The following is a 15,811-nucleotide window of genomic DNA, read 5'->3' as shown; positions in this document are numbered from 1 at the left end:
AGATTAATTTGATAACAGCAAAAATAGCGTAGCTTGAAATGGATGACGTTGTAAAAATCCATTATTTATTGGTAGGTTTATGATCCATTTTTTCTTTTTATGAAGCGATACATCCTCCATACCCCCTTTAGTATTTACCAATTCGAGGCCAGCACCTGGATGCATTCGGTTCATAAGCATACCTATTTCGAGATCATATTTATATTGAAAGGACGAGGTTTTCATCATATCAATGGCAATACGTTTGATTATATCGCTGGCGACGTATTTCTGCTTGGTCCGGAGGATTTCCATGACTTTGATATTCAGGAAGTAACAGCGTTTTGCTTCGTTCGTTTTAATGAATCGATCCATAAGGAATATCCGGGAGATAAGGATCGCCCGTGGCAACCTGTTATCAGGACATTACTTAATACTTCGTCCCAAAGCAGGGGATCCATCGTTACCGATAAAGACGAAAAGCAAAAGCTGCACCATTTGCTGGCTGTTTTGGAAGCAGAGTGTGCAAATGACCAGTCGCAATATTTTGATATGATCCGGGACAGCCTGATGCGCAGTATGATGGTTATCCTGGCCCGGAATCTGTTCAGTCAGACACCCGCAAAACCTGTTCTGAAAGACTCTGCGGAAGCAATTCTGATGTATATCAGACAGCACATTTATCAGCCTGAAGACTTAACGATCGAGCACCTGGCCAGTACTTTTAATTATGCTCCTGCCTACATTAGCTTATTTTTCAAGAAGCAAACGGGTGAGTCTCTGAAACAATACATTATCAGACATAAAATAAAACTTATTGAAGCCCGCTTACTTTACAGTCAGCTGACCCTTATGGAGATAGCTGATGAATTTGGGTATACGGATGAAAGTCACCTTTGCAAACAGTTCAGGAAGTATACGGGTACCACACCGACAGCTTTCAGAAAGAGGATGTAAAGAAAAATCGTTCCTGGATAAATAGCCTTTTTTCGAAAGTACCAGTATTTCAGGCGCCCTTTGTTTCCTTCGGCAGGTGTCCGTATTTCTTTTTAAAAGCGGCTGTGAAATGTTGTGGGTTTTTGTACCCTGCTATGCCTGAAACTTCGGCAAGGGTGGTATACTGGCCGTTGATAATCAGTCTTCTGGCCTCGGCCAGCCGGTTGTCAGAAATACATCCGAAAATTGTTGTCCCAAACAGTTTTTTGAAACCCTGCTGTAATTTGGTCCGGTTAATGCCGGCGATACGGGCCAATTCTTCAATGGAATAGTGGCTGTTCAGGTCTTTTTGTAAAAGGTCTTTAACATGATGAAGCCTGTCAATATCACTTTGCCGCAGCGTCGTGGTGCTGGTTTCAAACATATTGATCTGACTGATTTGCAAGGCCAGCAGCTCCGTCACCTTTGCCTCGACGAAGATTTTTTTTAACGAACCCGCGTAAGAACAGTTCCTGATTTCCAGGATAATTTGCTTCATTGCAGGGGTAATCGGGTAGCTTTTACCACCCATGATGGACGGCAGGTTGCGCTCGATATTTCTGCCGAATTCTCCAAGCACTTCCAGGTCACCATGAAATATTCTACGGATGAAATCCAGGGATAATTCTATTTCAACACTGAAAGAATTGGCTTTTTTAAGATAATACAGCTTGCCTTTCAGCGAGGGATAAAAAAGCAGCGAATGCATCCCTTTGTAGATAACGGTTTCCACCTCTGCTTTTGCCTGGGGCTGGTAGAGACATCCGGTTGTCGAGAGTTCAAAATGCATTTGCAGGTAAGGGAAATCACTTTCCAGGATTTGAACGAGGTCTTTTTCCAGCGAACCTTCGGCCAATGAACAAATGATACCGGGACAATAGATTTTATGGTTTCTGGATCGGATGCCCATATAATCCACTTCATAAACGGACTCACTGATCCCTGATTTTTCGGCCACGGAAAAACCTTCCTCATAATTTCGGACAAAATTCAACTCAGCAAATTCTTCGGACTTAAATACAATCTTCATACAATTCCTGCTTCTTGCGGCATTTTTGCTGCATCCTGCGTTACAGTGGCTCTTACCGTTTTTCTACTTTTGTGGTTTATTTATAATTAGTCCTAATAATAAAACTACGATAGAATTCGTGTATTTTAAAATCTCTACCTGTTTTTTTTATTTTCTTTTTATTCTGATAACCTCCGTGGCATCTGCGCAAGGAGTCGTTCAGGGTGATATCTTACGGGGAACTGTGTTGGATGCCAACGGACAGGTACTTGCCGGGGCTGTGGTTCAGGTGAAGGGAACTGAGAAAAATGCAATAACCGACAGTAAAGGCAGGTTTGAGCTTTCGGGTATTTCGGCAGGTACAACAACGCTGACGATTCAGCATATCGGTTTTAAAATGCTGACGGAAACAGTGAGCGTTGACGGAAACAAACGGGTATTCAGCTTTGTCATGAATGAAGAACAAACACAACTTTCCGAAGTCCAGGTGGTGGGCAGATCAGAAACGCAGCAGGCTAAATTGCAGCCGATTAAGGCAGAGGTGATTAATACCAAGGCTGTTCAGGAACAGCCATCTACGCTGGTTGAGCTGATGAACAGGTCGGCCGGGATCAGAATACGGCAAAACGGAGGACTTGGTTCAAATGCCGGTTTGATGATGAATGGATTTCAGGATCGTGCGGTGAAAAATTTCAAGGACGGTATTCCCATGGATTATCTCGGCGCAGGATACAACATATCCCTGGTGCCGGTGAACATGCTGGAACGGGTGGAGGTTTACAAAGGCGTATTGCCTGCCGGATTAGGCGCTGACGCCCTCGGTGGCGCCGTGAATATGGTCACGAAAAAATCGCTTTACCGTTATGCGGAGGTCTCCTACGAAGCAGCTTCTTTCAATACACATAGGGTATCGCTGAACACCCTGTACAGCGATACGGCAAAACACTTTTTTGTCGGCGGGGATGCTTTTTTGAACCGCTCGGATAATGACTACAAAGTGAATGTGACGGTAACCGACCAGGAAACGGCGGCAAGAAGCGAAGCCAGGGTGCGTTTGTTTCACAATCGTTTTACTAATTATTACACGGAATTATACGGTGGGATCAGCAATACCCGGTGGGCCGATGAATTGCGGGTAGGGGTGACCTGGTTTTACATTAACCGGCAAAATCAGTACGGTGCCTCGATGTCCCAGCCTTTTGGTGCGGCGGTCAGCAAACAATACTCCATAATACCCACACTGCGTTATCGGAAGACATTCGGGAAATTTGGCCTGGATCAGTTTCTGACGACCAGCACCATTCATGTACAGCAGATCGATACCGTTCGTGGTCTGTACGATTGGTATGGCAAGTTTATTCCTAGCCCTTCAAGGCAGGGGGAGATAACCACACGAGGTAGTCTTTCCGATATTGCGTTTTCGTATTTCACTTCCAGGACCTATTTTTCCTATGGGCTTTCCGACCGGCACAAGCTCGAATTAAACGTCGTTTCGACCAATATTGGGCGAAAGGGTGAAGATCCTCTGGGACTTACACTGCCGCAAACCGGCCAGGATATTCTCTCGCTTCCTGCCAAATATTATAAAGTGGTTGGCGCGGCCGGTATCCAGTCGGAGTTACTGAATGGAAAGCTGACCAACAATTTGATTGGTAAGTTTTATCACTATAATACCTCCACAATCAATGTCGATGTATACGGTACTGCCCTTGGTGAGCACCGTTATGCCCGTTCCGATAACTGGGGGATTGCGGAAGCACTGAAATTCTCACTGACGGGTCATACGTTTTTCCGGTTTTCGGCAGAGGCCGCAACACGCTTGCCAGAACAGGATGAAATGTTTGGCGACGGTAATTTTCACAGGTCCAATTTTCTCTTGAAACCTGAGAAAAGTATGAACATAAACGCCGGATTTCGTACCGAAAGGAGAGGTTCTTACAGTCTGGAAATCAATTCTTTTTACAGAATCACCAGAGACCTGATCCTGAAAGTGCCGATTGATTTCCTTTTTACCCAAAACCAGAATGTGAGCAAAGTAAAGGGTTTAGGGGTGGAATCGGATCTGAATGTGACGCTGAACAGGTGGCTGCGGGGCAATGGCAATTTTACCTATCAGGATTTTCGCCTTTTTGATACAGGTAACCGTCTTACCGAGGGGGCGAGGTTGCGCAACACCCCGTATTTCTTTGCCAATCTCGGGTTAAATGGTACGGTTAACCGCATAGGCAACCAGGGCAAAATCCATCTGTACTATTACTTCACATTTGTGCGCGAGTACTACCTGGATTACGTTCCCAAATCACTGGAACCCGAGGGGTTTCTTGGGCTTTGGGGAAAGGCACAGTTTGATGCGCCCAACATCATTCCCAGTCAGGCGCTTCATTCGGCAGGTTTTACCTACAGTCCTTTCAATGAACGCTTTTTCATAGGGTTTCAGGCAAAAAATATATTTGACACCAAAGTCTACGACAATTTTCGAATCCAGAATGCTGGCCGGAGCCTGCATTTTAAAGTGAATTACGTGCTTAAATAATCAATATTTTTAATCCAGTTTTATGAAAAAAGTACTTATACAATTTCTGTTTTCCTGTCTTGCCGTCGGATATCTGGCAGGATGTTCTTCCGACAGCGAAGAAACACCGACTCCCACACCGGTTGAAAAATCCAAATTTGTGCTGATGACTTCGATTGAACGGTTTGGTGCCGGATATTTCACCACACTCGACAGCCTTCCAAAGGGAACGATAGCGAACACAAATCCGAAGTCATTGCAGATAAAAGAGGCATTTGGGTTTCGCTCTTTTGGAAAATGGTTCTTCAACCGATCCAATGCGGCGGGTGAAGCCGGGTTGCAGAAATACAGCAGAAACACCGACGGATCTGTTAAAGACGAGGGTTTTATTGCTGCGGCTACGCAATACCTGGTGGTCAGTGAAACGGTAGGGTATTACCTGGACGAAAACCGGGGATTATTGAAATTGCAGAAATTTAACCCGACAACGATGCTTCGTACAGGTGAGATAGACCTTTCGGTCGTGAAAAAAGAGGGTGTAGAATACCAGGTGGTTGGCAAGCACACTATCGCGGCAAAGGACGGCAAGCTCTTCGTCGGCATATCGTACGGAACAAAGGCTGCTGCGGGTTATGGCGACGATGTGTTCAATGCAATCGAGTTTGCCGTGGTGGATCTGGCAACAGATAAGTATGAAAAAACAATTAAGTATGATGGTTTGAAAGGTGTTGGCTGGGGATCTTCCGGCAATAAAATGTGGTCTGTGGGTGACGACGGAGCTTTGTATTTGTACAGCACAGGGTTAGGCAACACGGGTTTTGCCAATCCGACGATCATTCGTATCAGGAAAAATGAAACGGATTTTGACCGCACCTGGTCGTTTTCAACTAAGGATTTGCAGGCGGGAAACTCGCTGGCCATCGCACTGATCAAGGACGGCAAGCTTTATTTCGAAATGGCTTCAACTCCTTTGAAAGCGGATTATTCAAATTTGACCAGCACCATATTTGAATATTACGTGCAGGATATGACCACCAAACAAGTCACGAAAATCTCGGGTATGCCGATCCATGACTACGCCTACGCAAACGACCAGGCCATCACGAGCATTGATGGCAAGGTGTATCTGTGGGTGAAAAACGGTGCACAGAAAATCGACGGATATTATGTGGTGGACGGTACAAAAGCCACGCAGGTATTCAATGTGGCTCTGGACGGTGCCATTCAGGGGTTTGTGAAACTGGCAGACTAAGGGGAATTCAATTGACAAGCATTGCTGTCTGCAATACCCCTGGGCATTGCAGACAGCCTTTTTACATTTAACAAACGCACCATGAGCTCTGTAAAAACAATTAAAGCATGGTTTCAGATTCACAAGTGGACCAGTCTGATTTGTACGGCTTTCCTTCTTATGCTTTGTGTGACGGGCTTGCCGCTCATCTTTCATGAAGAAATTGAAGCGCTTGAGGGCAAACCCAGACTGGCCAGAGCAGTAGCGGAAGGAACACCCAAAACCTCCCTTGATCTGCGTGCTGAACAGGCGCTGAAAAAGTATCCTAAAAAAGTAATCCGTTTCGTTTACTGGGACGAGCACGAGCCCAATACCACTACGTTCAGTCTGTCGGACTCGGTTATGGCTCCGCCGGATAGTTACACCACGGTTATCGTGGATGATCATACGGCGGAAATTCTGGATGAGCCCAAAACGCAGGAGGGTTTTATGTATGTGATGCTGCAATTGCATACGGATATGTTTATGGGAATCGGTGGTAAGTTATTCCTCGGTCTGATGGGATTGCTGTTTGTTGCCGCCATTGTTTCCGGGATTATGCTCTATGGCCCGATTATGAAAAGGTTTGATTTCGGAATGATCCGGACGCAGCGCTCAACGCGCCTGAAATGGCTGGATATGCACAATCTGCTTGGGGTTGTGACCATCGCCTGGGCGACAGTGGTAGGCTTTACAGGGGTAATCAACACCTTATCGGAGGTGGTTTTGGGCCTCTGGCAAATGGGGCAGTTGGCAGAAATGACGGCACCTTACAAAAATGCATCCCCGCTCACAGGCAAACTGAGTTCACTGGATGAGGCCATGGCGATTGCTGCCAAGGCAGCACCGGATATGGAGCCTTCAATCATCACCTACCCCGGAACGATGTTCACGAGCAAACATCATTATGCCATTTTTGTAAAAGGTAAAACGCCATTGACGAAACGGATTATCAAGCCCGCACTGATTGATGCAAAAACCGGAAAGCTTACGGACATAAGGGCTATGCCGTGGTTTGTGAATGCACTGTTTATTTCAGAACCGCTGCATTTTGGTGACTACGGGGGATTGCCGTTGAAGATCCTCTGGGCCTTGTTTGATATAGCCACCATCATTGTGCTGGGTAGCGGACTTTATCTGTGGTTTGCCAGAAACAAAGCGACCAAAGCACATCTCGCGAGGATGGATGAAAGTCAGAAGGAAATATTAACCCTCATTACGCAGGACGGAAAAATCTAGTTTCAACGGTTCCGCTTTGTAAATAAATCAAATTGATATGCAAAACGTTTTTTGGAAAGTCTGGCAGATCCCGCTTTTGTTATCGGTGTTGTCGCTGATCGGATTGATTTCAGCATTAACGGGGGACGAGTTCTGGGATTTGCTTTCGTGGCTGACACTAGGAATTCCGATGCTCGTAATCGTATTTTTTGCCGTAAAACATGGCCGTGCTGTGAAGAGATAGGAAGGCAGTTAAGGAGATTGGTTCAATTTATATGGCCTGAAAATCAAAAGCCGTTTCGGATTCCCAAATCCGAAACGGCTTTTGACAATAACGTTAATCATTAAAATTTAAAGGTAATATTCCCAGTCACTTTCAGCGGGTTTTGGGCTGCGAGACGATACGACCAGTATTTTTCACTTGTCAGGTTATCTGCTTTGAGTCCTATTCTGAATTTAGGCTTGTCGTAAAAAACAGAAGCGTCTAACACGGTATAAGACGGAATGGTAAACGAAAATGTTTTGGTATTGCTCTGGAACGATTCACTGCCATAAATTCCCCCGAAACCGATACCCAAACCTTTGGCAGCTCCTTTGATCAGTCGGTAGCTGATCCAGAGGTTGGCCATACGCGGAGGCCCTGCCGTGGTCGGGCGATAGCCCTGAATGCTCTCGTTACTTTTGGTGTACTTGCTGTCGTTATACGTATAACCGGCAACAATATTCAGGCCGGGTGCAGGATTGGCAATAATTTCAGCTTCAAAACCTTTACTAAGCTGCGTACCATCCTGAATCGAGAAATTCACATGGTCCGGATCGTCGCGCGTCACGTTGGTAACGGAGATATCATAGTAGCTCAATGTAGCGGTCACGAAACTGTAATCCAGTTTGACACCGCCTTCAAACTGATTCGCCTGATTGGGTTTGAAGGTATTACCGGCAAAATCAGACCCGCTTACGTTGCTAAAACCATTCATGTAATTACCAAAGATGGATACCTTGTCTTTCACGATCTGATAAACGATCCCAAATTTCGGCGACAGTGCAGTTTGTTTGAATGCACCGGCTGTGGAGTCGGTGTTTGGGAAGTAAGTGCCAAGATTGGAATAACGGTCGATCCGAAGACTGGCCATCGCAAGTAAACGGTCGGTAATGTTAAGCACATCCGAGGCATAAGCGCTGTACGTCCTTTCGTTAATTGAAGTAAAATTGGTAAAAGTAGCCGTCGAGAACAGGGGCGCTACCTTGGTCAGGTTGAAATTGTTATAGGCATTTCCCGGCTTCTTGAAATTGATGGCGGGCATATTGACGGATGCATCATTTCGGGTCGCACGCAGACTGTACACATCAATACCGGCAACGATACGGTTTCTCAGCGGACCAAGGTGGAAATCGCCGATGAAATTCTGTTGGAAATCAGTTCCGTAATATGGATAATCCTGGTTGGTGACGGTCTGTCTCAAAGTGGAATCGGTCAGGATCGTGAGGCCTACGACATATCCGTCAGCCGATGATCTGGTTCGTGATACGATGGTTTGTGAAGTCCATTGGGGCGATAATTTGTATTTGATTTGCCCGAATACATTGTATTGCTGTCCTGCATAATTGATCGTATTGTTGGCAAAAGACAATTTATAGGGTAATCCAAGTTCGGTAATGCTTCTGGCTTTTCCTTTGGTTGCAGGCGTAACGCGCATCGGTGATACGGATTTATAACCACTGAATTCTACATCCAAAAGCAAGGTAAGGCGGTCATTGACGGCATAAGAAAAGCTGGGTGCGATCAGAAAGTTTCTTGCAAAACCGGCGTCCTGAAAACTTCTCTCGCTGTGTAACGCGGTATTTATACGCAGCAGCGCAGATTTGTCAGCATTTAATGGCGTATTGATGTCAGCCGTCAGACGGTTCAAGTCCCAGCTTCCCGCTGAAAATGAAATTTCTCCCTTAAAAGTATCAAAAGGTTTTTTGGTAACCCTGTTAAACAAACCGCCGAATGACGACAATGTGCTTCCAAACAAGGTGGCCGACGGGCCTTTAATCACTTCAATGCGTTCAAGATTGGCAGGGTCGATGGTTGAATAGGTAAAACTTCCTACGCCATTGCGAACAAGCTGCGGCGTGGCGAAACCTCTTGAAATAGAAGTGGTTCTTCCCTGGTTTCTTACCTCGGCAATACCTGCACCGGGTACATTTTTGAAAGCACTGTTGTAGTCCGTAACCACTTGCTCTTTCATCAACTCTTTGCTTACTACGCTGTAAACCTGAGGGTTTTCCATGTTCGAGATCGGCATTTTTGATACATCATCACTTTCTTTTTTAGCGAACCTGTTACCGCCGCTGCTGATGATCACCTCATCAAGTTTCCGGGAAGAGAAATCAAGTTGCACCGAAAGATCTGCCGTCGGTTTGGCCTCGGTAATTAGGGCATCTGCGGTTGATGTTTCGTAACCCATCATGGAAAATTCTACGGTATAGGAACCTGATGGAAGGTTTTTAAATTCAAAACCACCGTTGGTGTTAGTGATCGTACCTTTCGACGTATTTTTAAGTTTAACAGCAATCCCTTGCGCAGGTGCTCCGTCAATCGTAGTGACAATACCTTTGATCACGCCTGTTTGATGCGACTGCGCATTGGCAGTCAGCGCCGGAATGATCAGAAGTATGGTGAGCGAAATGGATAAAAATGACTTTTTTAAAATTAGAGGTACTATCATAAAACTGGGCTGAAAAAATATCTATATTATTTAGACTAATTACAAAGTAAATACAAAAAGCGCTATACTGTGCAATCAACCAGTATTTTAATTTTTCAGAGTCCAGAAAATTTTAATATCGACTATTTGTGTGTCGTGAAAATGAGAGGATTGACAGGTTTATCAGTAAAAACAGGACAGGGGCAGAGTTGATCTTGAACAGAAGGTACGGGTACATTAGGCCTTAAAAAACCATAGCGAGCCCTTTTCAGAGCCCGCTATGCTGGCAAACATTATCCTGCCTGATTACTTTCTACCGTGACGATACTGCCCAGTTTTTCTTTTTCAAGCAGCAATAGTTTGGTATGAAGTCTTTTTCTTTCTGCCGCGATGAAAGGATCATGGTATGCCGGATTGTCTTTATTGGCAAGGTTGTTCACTTCCAGCCGGTCGTTTTCGAGATCGTACATCTCGTATTCCCGCGGGTGGCTCTGCGGAGGATCCTGTTCAGGCGGGGCGATGTAGAAATAATATCCGTATTTCCAGCGTTTTTCCCGGATCGCACGTATGCGGTTAGCAGCAGGCAGCGGGTTGATGCTGTTACCGTTTCCTGCGCGGAAATCGTCAAACGTGAAAAGGATTGAATCCTGTATTTCCGGCGCAGTCCTCGGATTTTTGATGACCGGTGAAAGATCACTTCCCCGAAAGGTATAATCCAGCGGATTTTCCAGTTTTAAGAGTCCGTTTATAGTAGGCATCATATCGACCAGCGAGAAAAGCTGGCTGCTGACTTCGGGATTGGGAAACAGGATAGGGTTGGAAATCACGAGCGGAACGCTCAGCGTTTCTTCGTACATGTTGAATGCTTTTTGCCGCAAACCACCATGCGTCAGTCCCATTTCTCCGTGATCAGCGGTGCGTACCACAATGGTATTATCAGCCAGCGAGCGCCCCGTTACCGTGTCGTAAACCTGGTAAAGGACATCCAGCACGGTGTTGATCTGCGTGTCCATATGGGCGATCAGGTTTCCATAGAAATTCAGATATTGCAGTTTCAGTTCCTCTGTATTGAGCGGACCGAGGCCAATTGCAAAATACGGAGCCAGCATTTGCTGGACTGTCGGTTTCAGCGTTTTATGCAGCTGCTCGTCTACCGTGGCAGGTAGCTTGATATCACCGATCAAAAACTCGGGAGCAAAGTCGTCCTGCCAGCTGCCCGGAAAGGCCAGTACATCGTGCGGGTTCACCAGAGAAAGAAACAAAGCAAAAGGTTCCTCGTTATTGGAGCGCTGCACCTGATAAAGAAAATTAAGTGCTTCGTTGATATAGTTCAGGTCATTATTTGCGTGCCCGGCTCCAAAATGGTCTGGTGCAGTATCTTCGCCAGCATCCGGCGGTGTCCAGCCGTTAAAGCCATAGGCCTGCAAATCTTCCGGAGTCAGACTTTCAAATCGTCCGTCTGGCCCTTTTGACAAATGCCATTTGCCAATATAATTTACGTCGTATCCGCCAGCTGTCAGCATTCGTCCCATATTTTGTATGCTGGTGGATAGCGTAGGTTCCTGATCGGAATAAGTCATGTCCTGTGTTAACGTCAGAGTTACGTCATGCTCGGCCGGGTACATCCCTGTAAGTAAGGTCCCACGGCTGGGAGAGCACATGCAGGTGCTGCAAAAGGCATTCGTGAAAGTGATCCCGTTGGCCCTCAGACGCGGCATGGCAACAAGGTGCTGTGCTTCCCAGCCCGGAGGAAAATGCATGATTCCTCGGTCCTGATCGGTTATGATGAACAGCAGGTTGGGTTTTTTAGGTAAACTTAAATTTTCGGAGGTAAGCTTTTTTTGATGCATTTGTTGAGTGTTTAATGGTTTAAAAACAGTTTATTAAGAGGTATTTATGGGCATTAAAAAGAATTCTATTCTGACACTTTTATAAAATGCTACTATTCAAAACCGTAACTTTTAATGAATTTTGTTTTACAGTCCTGTTTGATATTTAACAGCATTATTTTGTTGTATTTTAATAAATTTTGTAGAACTATGTAGTAAAGTTTATGGCGAATTATTACTACTTTTTTGACTTATTTAACGGTAAATTGGATGGAGAAGGAAGAGGTTTTTTTCAAACTTGACGTGCTGGATAACCCTGCGTATAACCAGTTACGTAAGAACTTACAGCGGGACTTCCCGGGTGACAGGAAGGCTTATTTCGGGTAAACGCTGTGTTGAAGGATAAGAAGACCGCTGTGTAAAGCCGGAAGTTTTGTATGCGAAAGGCTTGCTTTTGCTTCCGTGGTAAAGGAAGAGTTAAAACGACGATACACTTTGGTGTATTCGCGACATCGTTTTCATGGGTCAATAAACTGAAAGGTAAAGGCGAATGAAATCATTTTTTTAAGAAAATTTGCTTGATTCCTATGTTTTGCGATTTGTATCGAATCAGGAATGTAACCTTGCTGTAAATAGCTTTTAAATATTGCTCGGTCATTACAAAAACAATACACCCTCCATCACAATAACCGACGAGCCGCTGATCCGGATACTGTCACTTTTTACTTCGAACTGAATGACGGACGGGCGTTTCATTTTCTCGCCTTGTAACAGTTGATAAACGGAGTCCTGCTTAATCCGGTTTTTTTGAAATAAAAGTCCGGCCAGTGGGCCGGCGGCACTGCCGGTTGCAGGATCTTCCTCAATACCGATGCCGGGATTAAAAAATCGGGTCTGTGCAAAATAATCCGGATGCTGGCTGGTGATGGCAAAACAATAAACACCCTCAAAACCATACTTTTCGGCGGTACTGATCAGTAAAGATTTATCCGGGTTCGCGTTGTTTAAAGCTTCCGTACTGACGAGCGGTACCATCAAATGGGTCACTTCAGTTTTCACAACAACCGGAACCAGGTCACCCGTTAATATATCCTCCTCCTTCAAATTCAATGCCTGTGCAAGTATTTGCGGGTCTACATTAGTGAGTAACGTTGCAGGATCTTGTCTCATGCCCACAAAAGGCAGCTGGTTTTTCGGGTGATGAACCGAAAGTTTGATGACTTCATCTTTCATGATCACAAAACGCTCGTTTTCTTGTGCCTGAAAAATATCAAGATTGATTAAAAGTGCCAGACAGACAGCGCCTAACAGGTTATGCCCGGCCCCATTCACTTCAAAACCCGTTGGGGTAAATGAACGTACTTTTAAGGCTTTGTCTTTTTCGGAATAGTAAATGAATGAAGTTTCTGAGTAACCAAATTCGCTTGCGATCTTCTCATAAGCAGGAAGTTCAAGATCCGAATCGGTCAGGACCACCGCCAGCTGATTACCGCGATACCGCTCACTGGTAAAAACATCAACGACATAATATTTTAAACTTTTCATCCGGTATTTTTAAATAAAATAATTGATAGCTAGCCTGACTCCTTACTTACGAAAAAACCTGACCAGCAGATAATACATTGGCAAACCAAGAAGAAACAGGAAGAGACCTATCAATGCCGTCTGTGGTTCGAAATACATCACACTGAAATTCACAAGGGCATAACCCAGGATAAAAATGAGAGTCAGCCAGGGGTAAAGTTTCATTCTGTAAATGCCCTTGTCTTCCTGTCCGCTCAGCTTTTCCCTGTGTCTCAGAATGAAGACTGCCGAGCACGCTGCAATAAGACCTATGCTGTCAAAAAACATTACATAACTCAGGATTTTCTGCAAGGAAGATAAAGCGAAAAGAAACAGTACAATGATGGCTGTGTAAACGGTAAGCGCGAGTTCCTGCGTCTGGGTCTTTTGATTGACCGTTTTAAAAATTGCGGGAAGCACATTTTCCTGTGCCATGGCATAATAAACCCTTGGATTGGAGAGCAACGAGGCATTGACATAGGCTAAAACGGCCAGGAACATGATAACCGATACAACCGTTGACGCGGCATTACCAAAAATGCGGGCCGTCATATCTGCGGCCAAAGCAGGGGAATTTTTCAGGCCTTCAAAACCTAAAACTCTCACATAGGAATAATTGACAAAAAGGTAAAGTACAAGAACGGCGCCCATGCCAATAAAAATGGATTTTGGTATAACCTTGCTGGCATTGGGAACATCGTGTCCGAAGTTCATGGTCTGGTGGTAGCCGCCGTAGGTGAAAAAAATAGGGACGAAACAGAGCCAAAAGGCTTTGAAGCTGTCTTTCTGGGAAAGCTCTTTGGTGACCTCCGTGGCGGATTCAGATGGGAGAAATGCCGTACTGATCAGTAAGATAAGCATCGCTATTTTAATGATCATCAAAATATTGAGCGCGTGTGAACCCATTTTGATCCCCAGCATATTGATGACGTACAAAAGACCAACCGCCGAGAGTGTGGTGATACGTGTGCCCAGTTCGGAGTCGAGCGTGGGAAATAGGAGCGGAGCAATGTATGCTGAGCCTATGATAGCCACTGAGGCACTGGATCCGGCATTGGCAATGATCGAGATCCAGTTCACCATAAAGGCAAATGCCGGGTGATAACAGTGGGAAAAGATCTTGTAAAATCCTCCCGCAGCAGGATAACGGGAACCAACCTCTGCCAGTGTAAGAGCGCCGAAAAGGCTGATGATGGCTCCGGCAATCCAGGCTGTGAAAAAAATGGAAGGCAATTCGGCTTTTTGCGCAATTTCGACCGGCGTCCTGAAAATACCGGTACCAATCACCACGCTGATCACGATCATCGTGAGGTCGAAGGTATTCAGACGCGGTTTGATAGGCATTTTTAACGTGTTAACAGACCTGCGTCCAGTACAAATTGGCTTCCCGTGACGAAACGTGCCTTATCCGAAACCAGATATAGAACAGCGTGGGCTACATCTTCCGGTTCGATCCAGGGTACGGGCAACAGGTTTCCAGCCGAGGCTTCGGCGATTTCCCGGGGTGTTTTTCCTTCCAATGCAGCCAGTCCATCGTTCATCGGGGTATTCACGCCGGTCGGGTGAATGGAGTTTACCCGGATGTTATGAGGAGCCAGTTCAATGGCCCATGACTTGGTAAGACCCACCAGCCCCCATTTGGAGGCTGCATAGTGGCTCAGCCGGTTCATTCCCCGGAGGCCGGCGATGGACGAATTATTGACAATGTTGCCTGATTTTTGCGCAATCATGACCGGAATGATATGGCGGGCAGCCAGCCAGGCACCTTTGAGGTTGATGTCGATCATTGCATCCCACTCTTCCTCCGGAAGCTCATGAACCAGTCCGTAGGCACATATGCCTGCATTATTAAAGAGAATATCAATACGGCCAAATTGGGAAATCGTTTCATAAACGGCGGTTTTAATGTCTGAATCAATTCTTATGTCTCCCTGGAAAACAAGGCACTTAACCCCGGTTTGCTGCACCTCCGACTGCAAAGAATGCAGGTCTTCGACCGAGCCTAGTGCATAACCCGGATAGGAGAGCGGGCGACCGATGTCAAATGCAGCAATATGTACACCTTCCTTGGCAAGGGCGAGTGCAGTTGCACGCCCCTGACCGTGGGCCGCGCCGGTAATGAAGGCGACTTTATCTGTTAACGACATATTTTAAACAGTCTGGTGCTGGGACAGATATGGTGTAAGATAGTCGTCAATTTCCGTGTGGATGACGTTATTGAAAATATTGGTCGCAATCATGATACCTGCAAAAGCGGTCAGAACGACAATTTCTTCATCGGAATAGTTAGTCCGGACGGGATTGTAAAGGTCATCCGGCACAAAGCCTCTTTGCTGTGCAATAGCCGCACCGAACGTCAGCAATTGTTGCTCTTCGTCGGTCACGACCAGGTCCTCCGGATTTTCTCCCGATTCGATAATAGACTTTCGGAAATAGGTGCTGCACAAAGGACAGTCTGATGCTTCGGAAACCGACCACGCGTATAATGTGGCAAGTCTGGAACCGAGCAGTCGTTTTACCTCCTCAAACAGGGGATACCACTGCATGTATACATTAAAAGCTACGGGAGAATGTCCCAGCGTGGCTTTCATGTTGGTGATCCTGCTGTTGTAAACAGTTTTATGCTGAATGAATGCAATTTTGATCTCGGTTGATTGTTCCCTTGTTTCGAGTGGCGATATTCTCGGCATGAATACGTGCTTGTTTATGTGTTCTGTTAACTTTGGTGTCTTTACAGTAAAATTCTGATGCGTTCGGGTGTCC

The 15,811-nt window shown here is 45.6% G+C and carries 12 protein-coding genes; 5 read left to right on the top strand and 7 right to left on the bottom strand.

The annotated features are described in order from the left end of the window. Positions 1-99: 99 nt before the first annotated feature. Positions 100-936: a helix-turn-helix domain-containing protein gene (locus tag M1L62_RS08510; protein ID WP_254412608.1), complete on the top strand. Its 837-nt coding sequence runs from the start codon at positions 100-102 to the stop codon at positions 934-936. Positions 937-985: 49 nt separating this feature from the next. On the opposite strand, the gene M1L62_RS08505 is transcribed toward M1L62_RS08510, so the two are convergent. Further along, positions 986-1,984, bottom strand: a complete 999-nt coding sequence (locus M1L62_RS08505; protein ID WP_254412607.1) for a helix-turn-helix domain-containing protein — start codon at positions 1,982-1,984, stop codon at positions 986-988. A 175-nt stretch (positions 1,985-2,159) separates the two neighbouring features. On the opposite strand from M1L62_RS08505, the gene M1L62_RS08500 reads away from it, so the two are divergent. The 4 genes from M1L62_RS08500 to M1L62_RS08485 all read left to right on the top strand — a co-directional run bounded on the left by M1L62_RS08500 (position 2,160) and on the right by M1L62_RS08485 (position 7,207). Continuing rightward, positions 2,160-4,496: a TonB-dependent receptor gene (locus tag M1L62_RS08500; protein WP_254412606.1), complete on the top strand. Its 2,337-nt coding sequence runs from the start codon at positions 2,160-2,162 to the stop codon at positions 4,494-4,496. A gap of 22 nt (positions 4,497-4,518) precedes the next feature. Beyond that, complete coding sequence (locus tag M1L62_RS08495) at positions 4,519-5,727, top strand: DUF4374 domain-containing protein (RefSeq protein ID WP_254412605.1); 1,209 nt, start codon at positions 4,519-4,521, stop codon at positions 5,725-5,727. 81 nt (positions 5,728-5,808) lie between these two features. After that, on the top strand, positions 5,809-6,984 hold the full coding sequence (locus M1L62_RS08490; RefSeq protein ID WP_254412604.1) for a PepSY-associated TM helix domain-containing protein: 1,176 nt from the start codon (positions 5,809-5,811) through the stop codon (positions 6,982-6,984). A gap of 37 nt (positions 6,985-7,021) precedes the next feature. Further along, positions 7,022-7,207 (top strand): DUF4925 domain-containing protein, encoded by a 186-nt coding sequence (locus tag M1L62_RS08485; RefSeq protein ID WP_254412603.1) that lies wholly within the window; start codon positions 7,022-7,024, stop codon positions 7,205-7,207. A 100-nt stretch (positions 7,208-7,307) separates the two neighbouring features. Here M1L62_RS08485 and M1L62_RS08480 read toward each other — a convergent pair whose 3' ends face one another. The 6 genes from M1L62_RS08480 to M1L62_RS08455 form a co-directional block, all read right to left on the bottom strand. Continuing rightward, complete coding sequence (locus M1L62_RS08480) at positions 7,308-9,677, bottom strand: TonB-dependent receptor (protein ID WP_254412602.1); 2,370 nt, start codon at positions 9,675-9,677, stop codon at positions 7,308-7,310. A gap of 272 nt (positions 9,678-9,949) precedes the next feature. Beyond that, complete coding sequence (locus tag M1L62_RS08475; protein WP_254412601.1) at positions 9,950-11,506, bottom strand: sulfatase family protein; 1,557 nt, start codon at positions 11,504-11,506, stop codon at positions 9,950-9,952. 636 nt (positions 11,507-12,142) lie between these two features. Beyond that, positions 12,143-13,030, bottom strand: a complete 888-nt coding sequence (locus M1L62_RS08470) for a PhzF family protein (RefSeq protein ID WP_254412600.1) — start codon at positions 13,028-13,030, stop codon at positions 12,143-12,145. 42 nt (positions 13,031-13,072) lie between these two features. Beyond that, a complete protein-coding gene (locus M1L62_RS08465; RefSeq protein WP_254412599.1) occupies positions 13,073-14,392 on the bottom strand; it encodes an APC family permease in 1,320 nt (439 codons plus the stop codon). A 2-nt stretch (positions 14,393-14,394) separates the two neighbouring features. After that, the gene (locus M1L62_RS08460) at positions 14,395-15,195 is read right to left on the bottom strand and encodes a mycofactocin-coupled SDR family oxidoreductase (protein WP_254412598.1); all 801 of its coding nucleotides are present in this window, start codon (positions 15,193-15,195) and stop codon (positions 14,395-14,397) included. Between the two features lie 3 nt (positions 15,196-15,198). After that, positions 15,199-15,738 (bottom strand): carboxymuconolactone decarboxylase family protein, encoded by a 540-nt coding sequence (locus M1L62_RS08455; RefSeq protein ID WP_254412597.1) that lies wholly within the window; start codon positions 15,736-15,738, stop codon positions 15,199-15,201. Between the last annotated feature and the right edge of the window lie 73 nt (positions 15,739-15,811).

Origin of the sequence: Dyadobacter diqingensis, assembly GCF_024220585.1 — a bacterium.
GTDB lineage: Bacteria > Bacteroidota > Bacteroidia > Cytophagales > Spirosomataceae > Dyadobacter > Dyadobacter diqingensis.
Note: the sequence above shows the minus strand (reverse complement) of the source record. Positions and strands in the feature narration are given on the sequence as shown.

What these genes read in the sequence shown, in the direction of transcription:
- M1L62_RS08510 (WP_254412608.1), top strand. Translation starts at nt 100, where the DNA reads ATGAAGCGATACATCCTCCATACCCCCTTTAGTATTTACCAATTCGAG.
- M1L62_RS08505 (WP_254412607.1), bottom strand. Translation starts at nt 1,984, where the DNA reads ATGAAGATTGTATTTAAGTCCGAAGAATTTGCTGAGTTGAATTTTGTC.
- M1L62_RS08495 (WP_254412605.1), top strand. Translation starts at nt 4,519, where the DNA reads ATGAAAAAAGTACTTATACAATTTCTGTTTTCCTGTCTTGCCGTCGGA.
- M1L62_RS08490 (WP_254412604.1), top strand. Translation starts at nt 5,809, where the DNA reads ATGAGCTCTGTAAAAACAATTAAAGCATGGTTTCAGATTCACAAGTGG.
- M1L62_RS08485 (WP_254412603.1), top strand. Translation starts at nt 7,022, where the DNA reads ATGCAAAACGTTTTTTGGAAAGTCTGGCAGATCCCGCTTTTGTTATCG.
- M1L62_RS08480 (WP_254412602.1), bottom strand. Translation starts at nt 9,677, where the DNA reads ATGATAGTACCTCTAATTTTAAAAAAGTCATTTTTATCCATTTCGCTC.
- M1L62_RS08475 (WP_254412601.1), bottom strand. Translation starts at nt 11,506, where the DNA reads ATGCATCAAAAAAAGCTTACCTCCGAAAATTTAAGTTTACCTAAAAAA.
- M1L62_RS08470 (WP_254412600.1), bottom strand. Translation starts at nt 13,030, where the DNA reads ATGAAAAGTTTAAAATATTATGTCGTTGATGTTTTTACCAGTGAGCGG.
- M1L62_RS08465 (WP_254412599.1), bottom strand. Translation starts at nt 14,392, where the DNA reads ATGCCTATCAAACCGCGTCTGAATACCTTCGACCTCACGATGATCGTG.
- M1L62_RS08460 (WP_254412598.1), bottom strand. Translation starts at nt 15,195, where the DNA reads ATGTCGTTAACAGATAAAGTCGCCTTCATTACCGGCGCGGCCCACGGT.
- M1L62_RS08455 (WP_254412597.1), bottom strand. Translation starts at nt 15,738, where the DNA reads ATGCCGAGAATATCGCCACTCGAAACAAGGGAACAATCAACCGAGATC.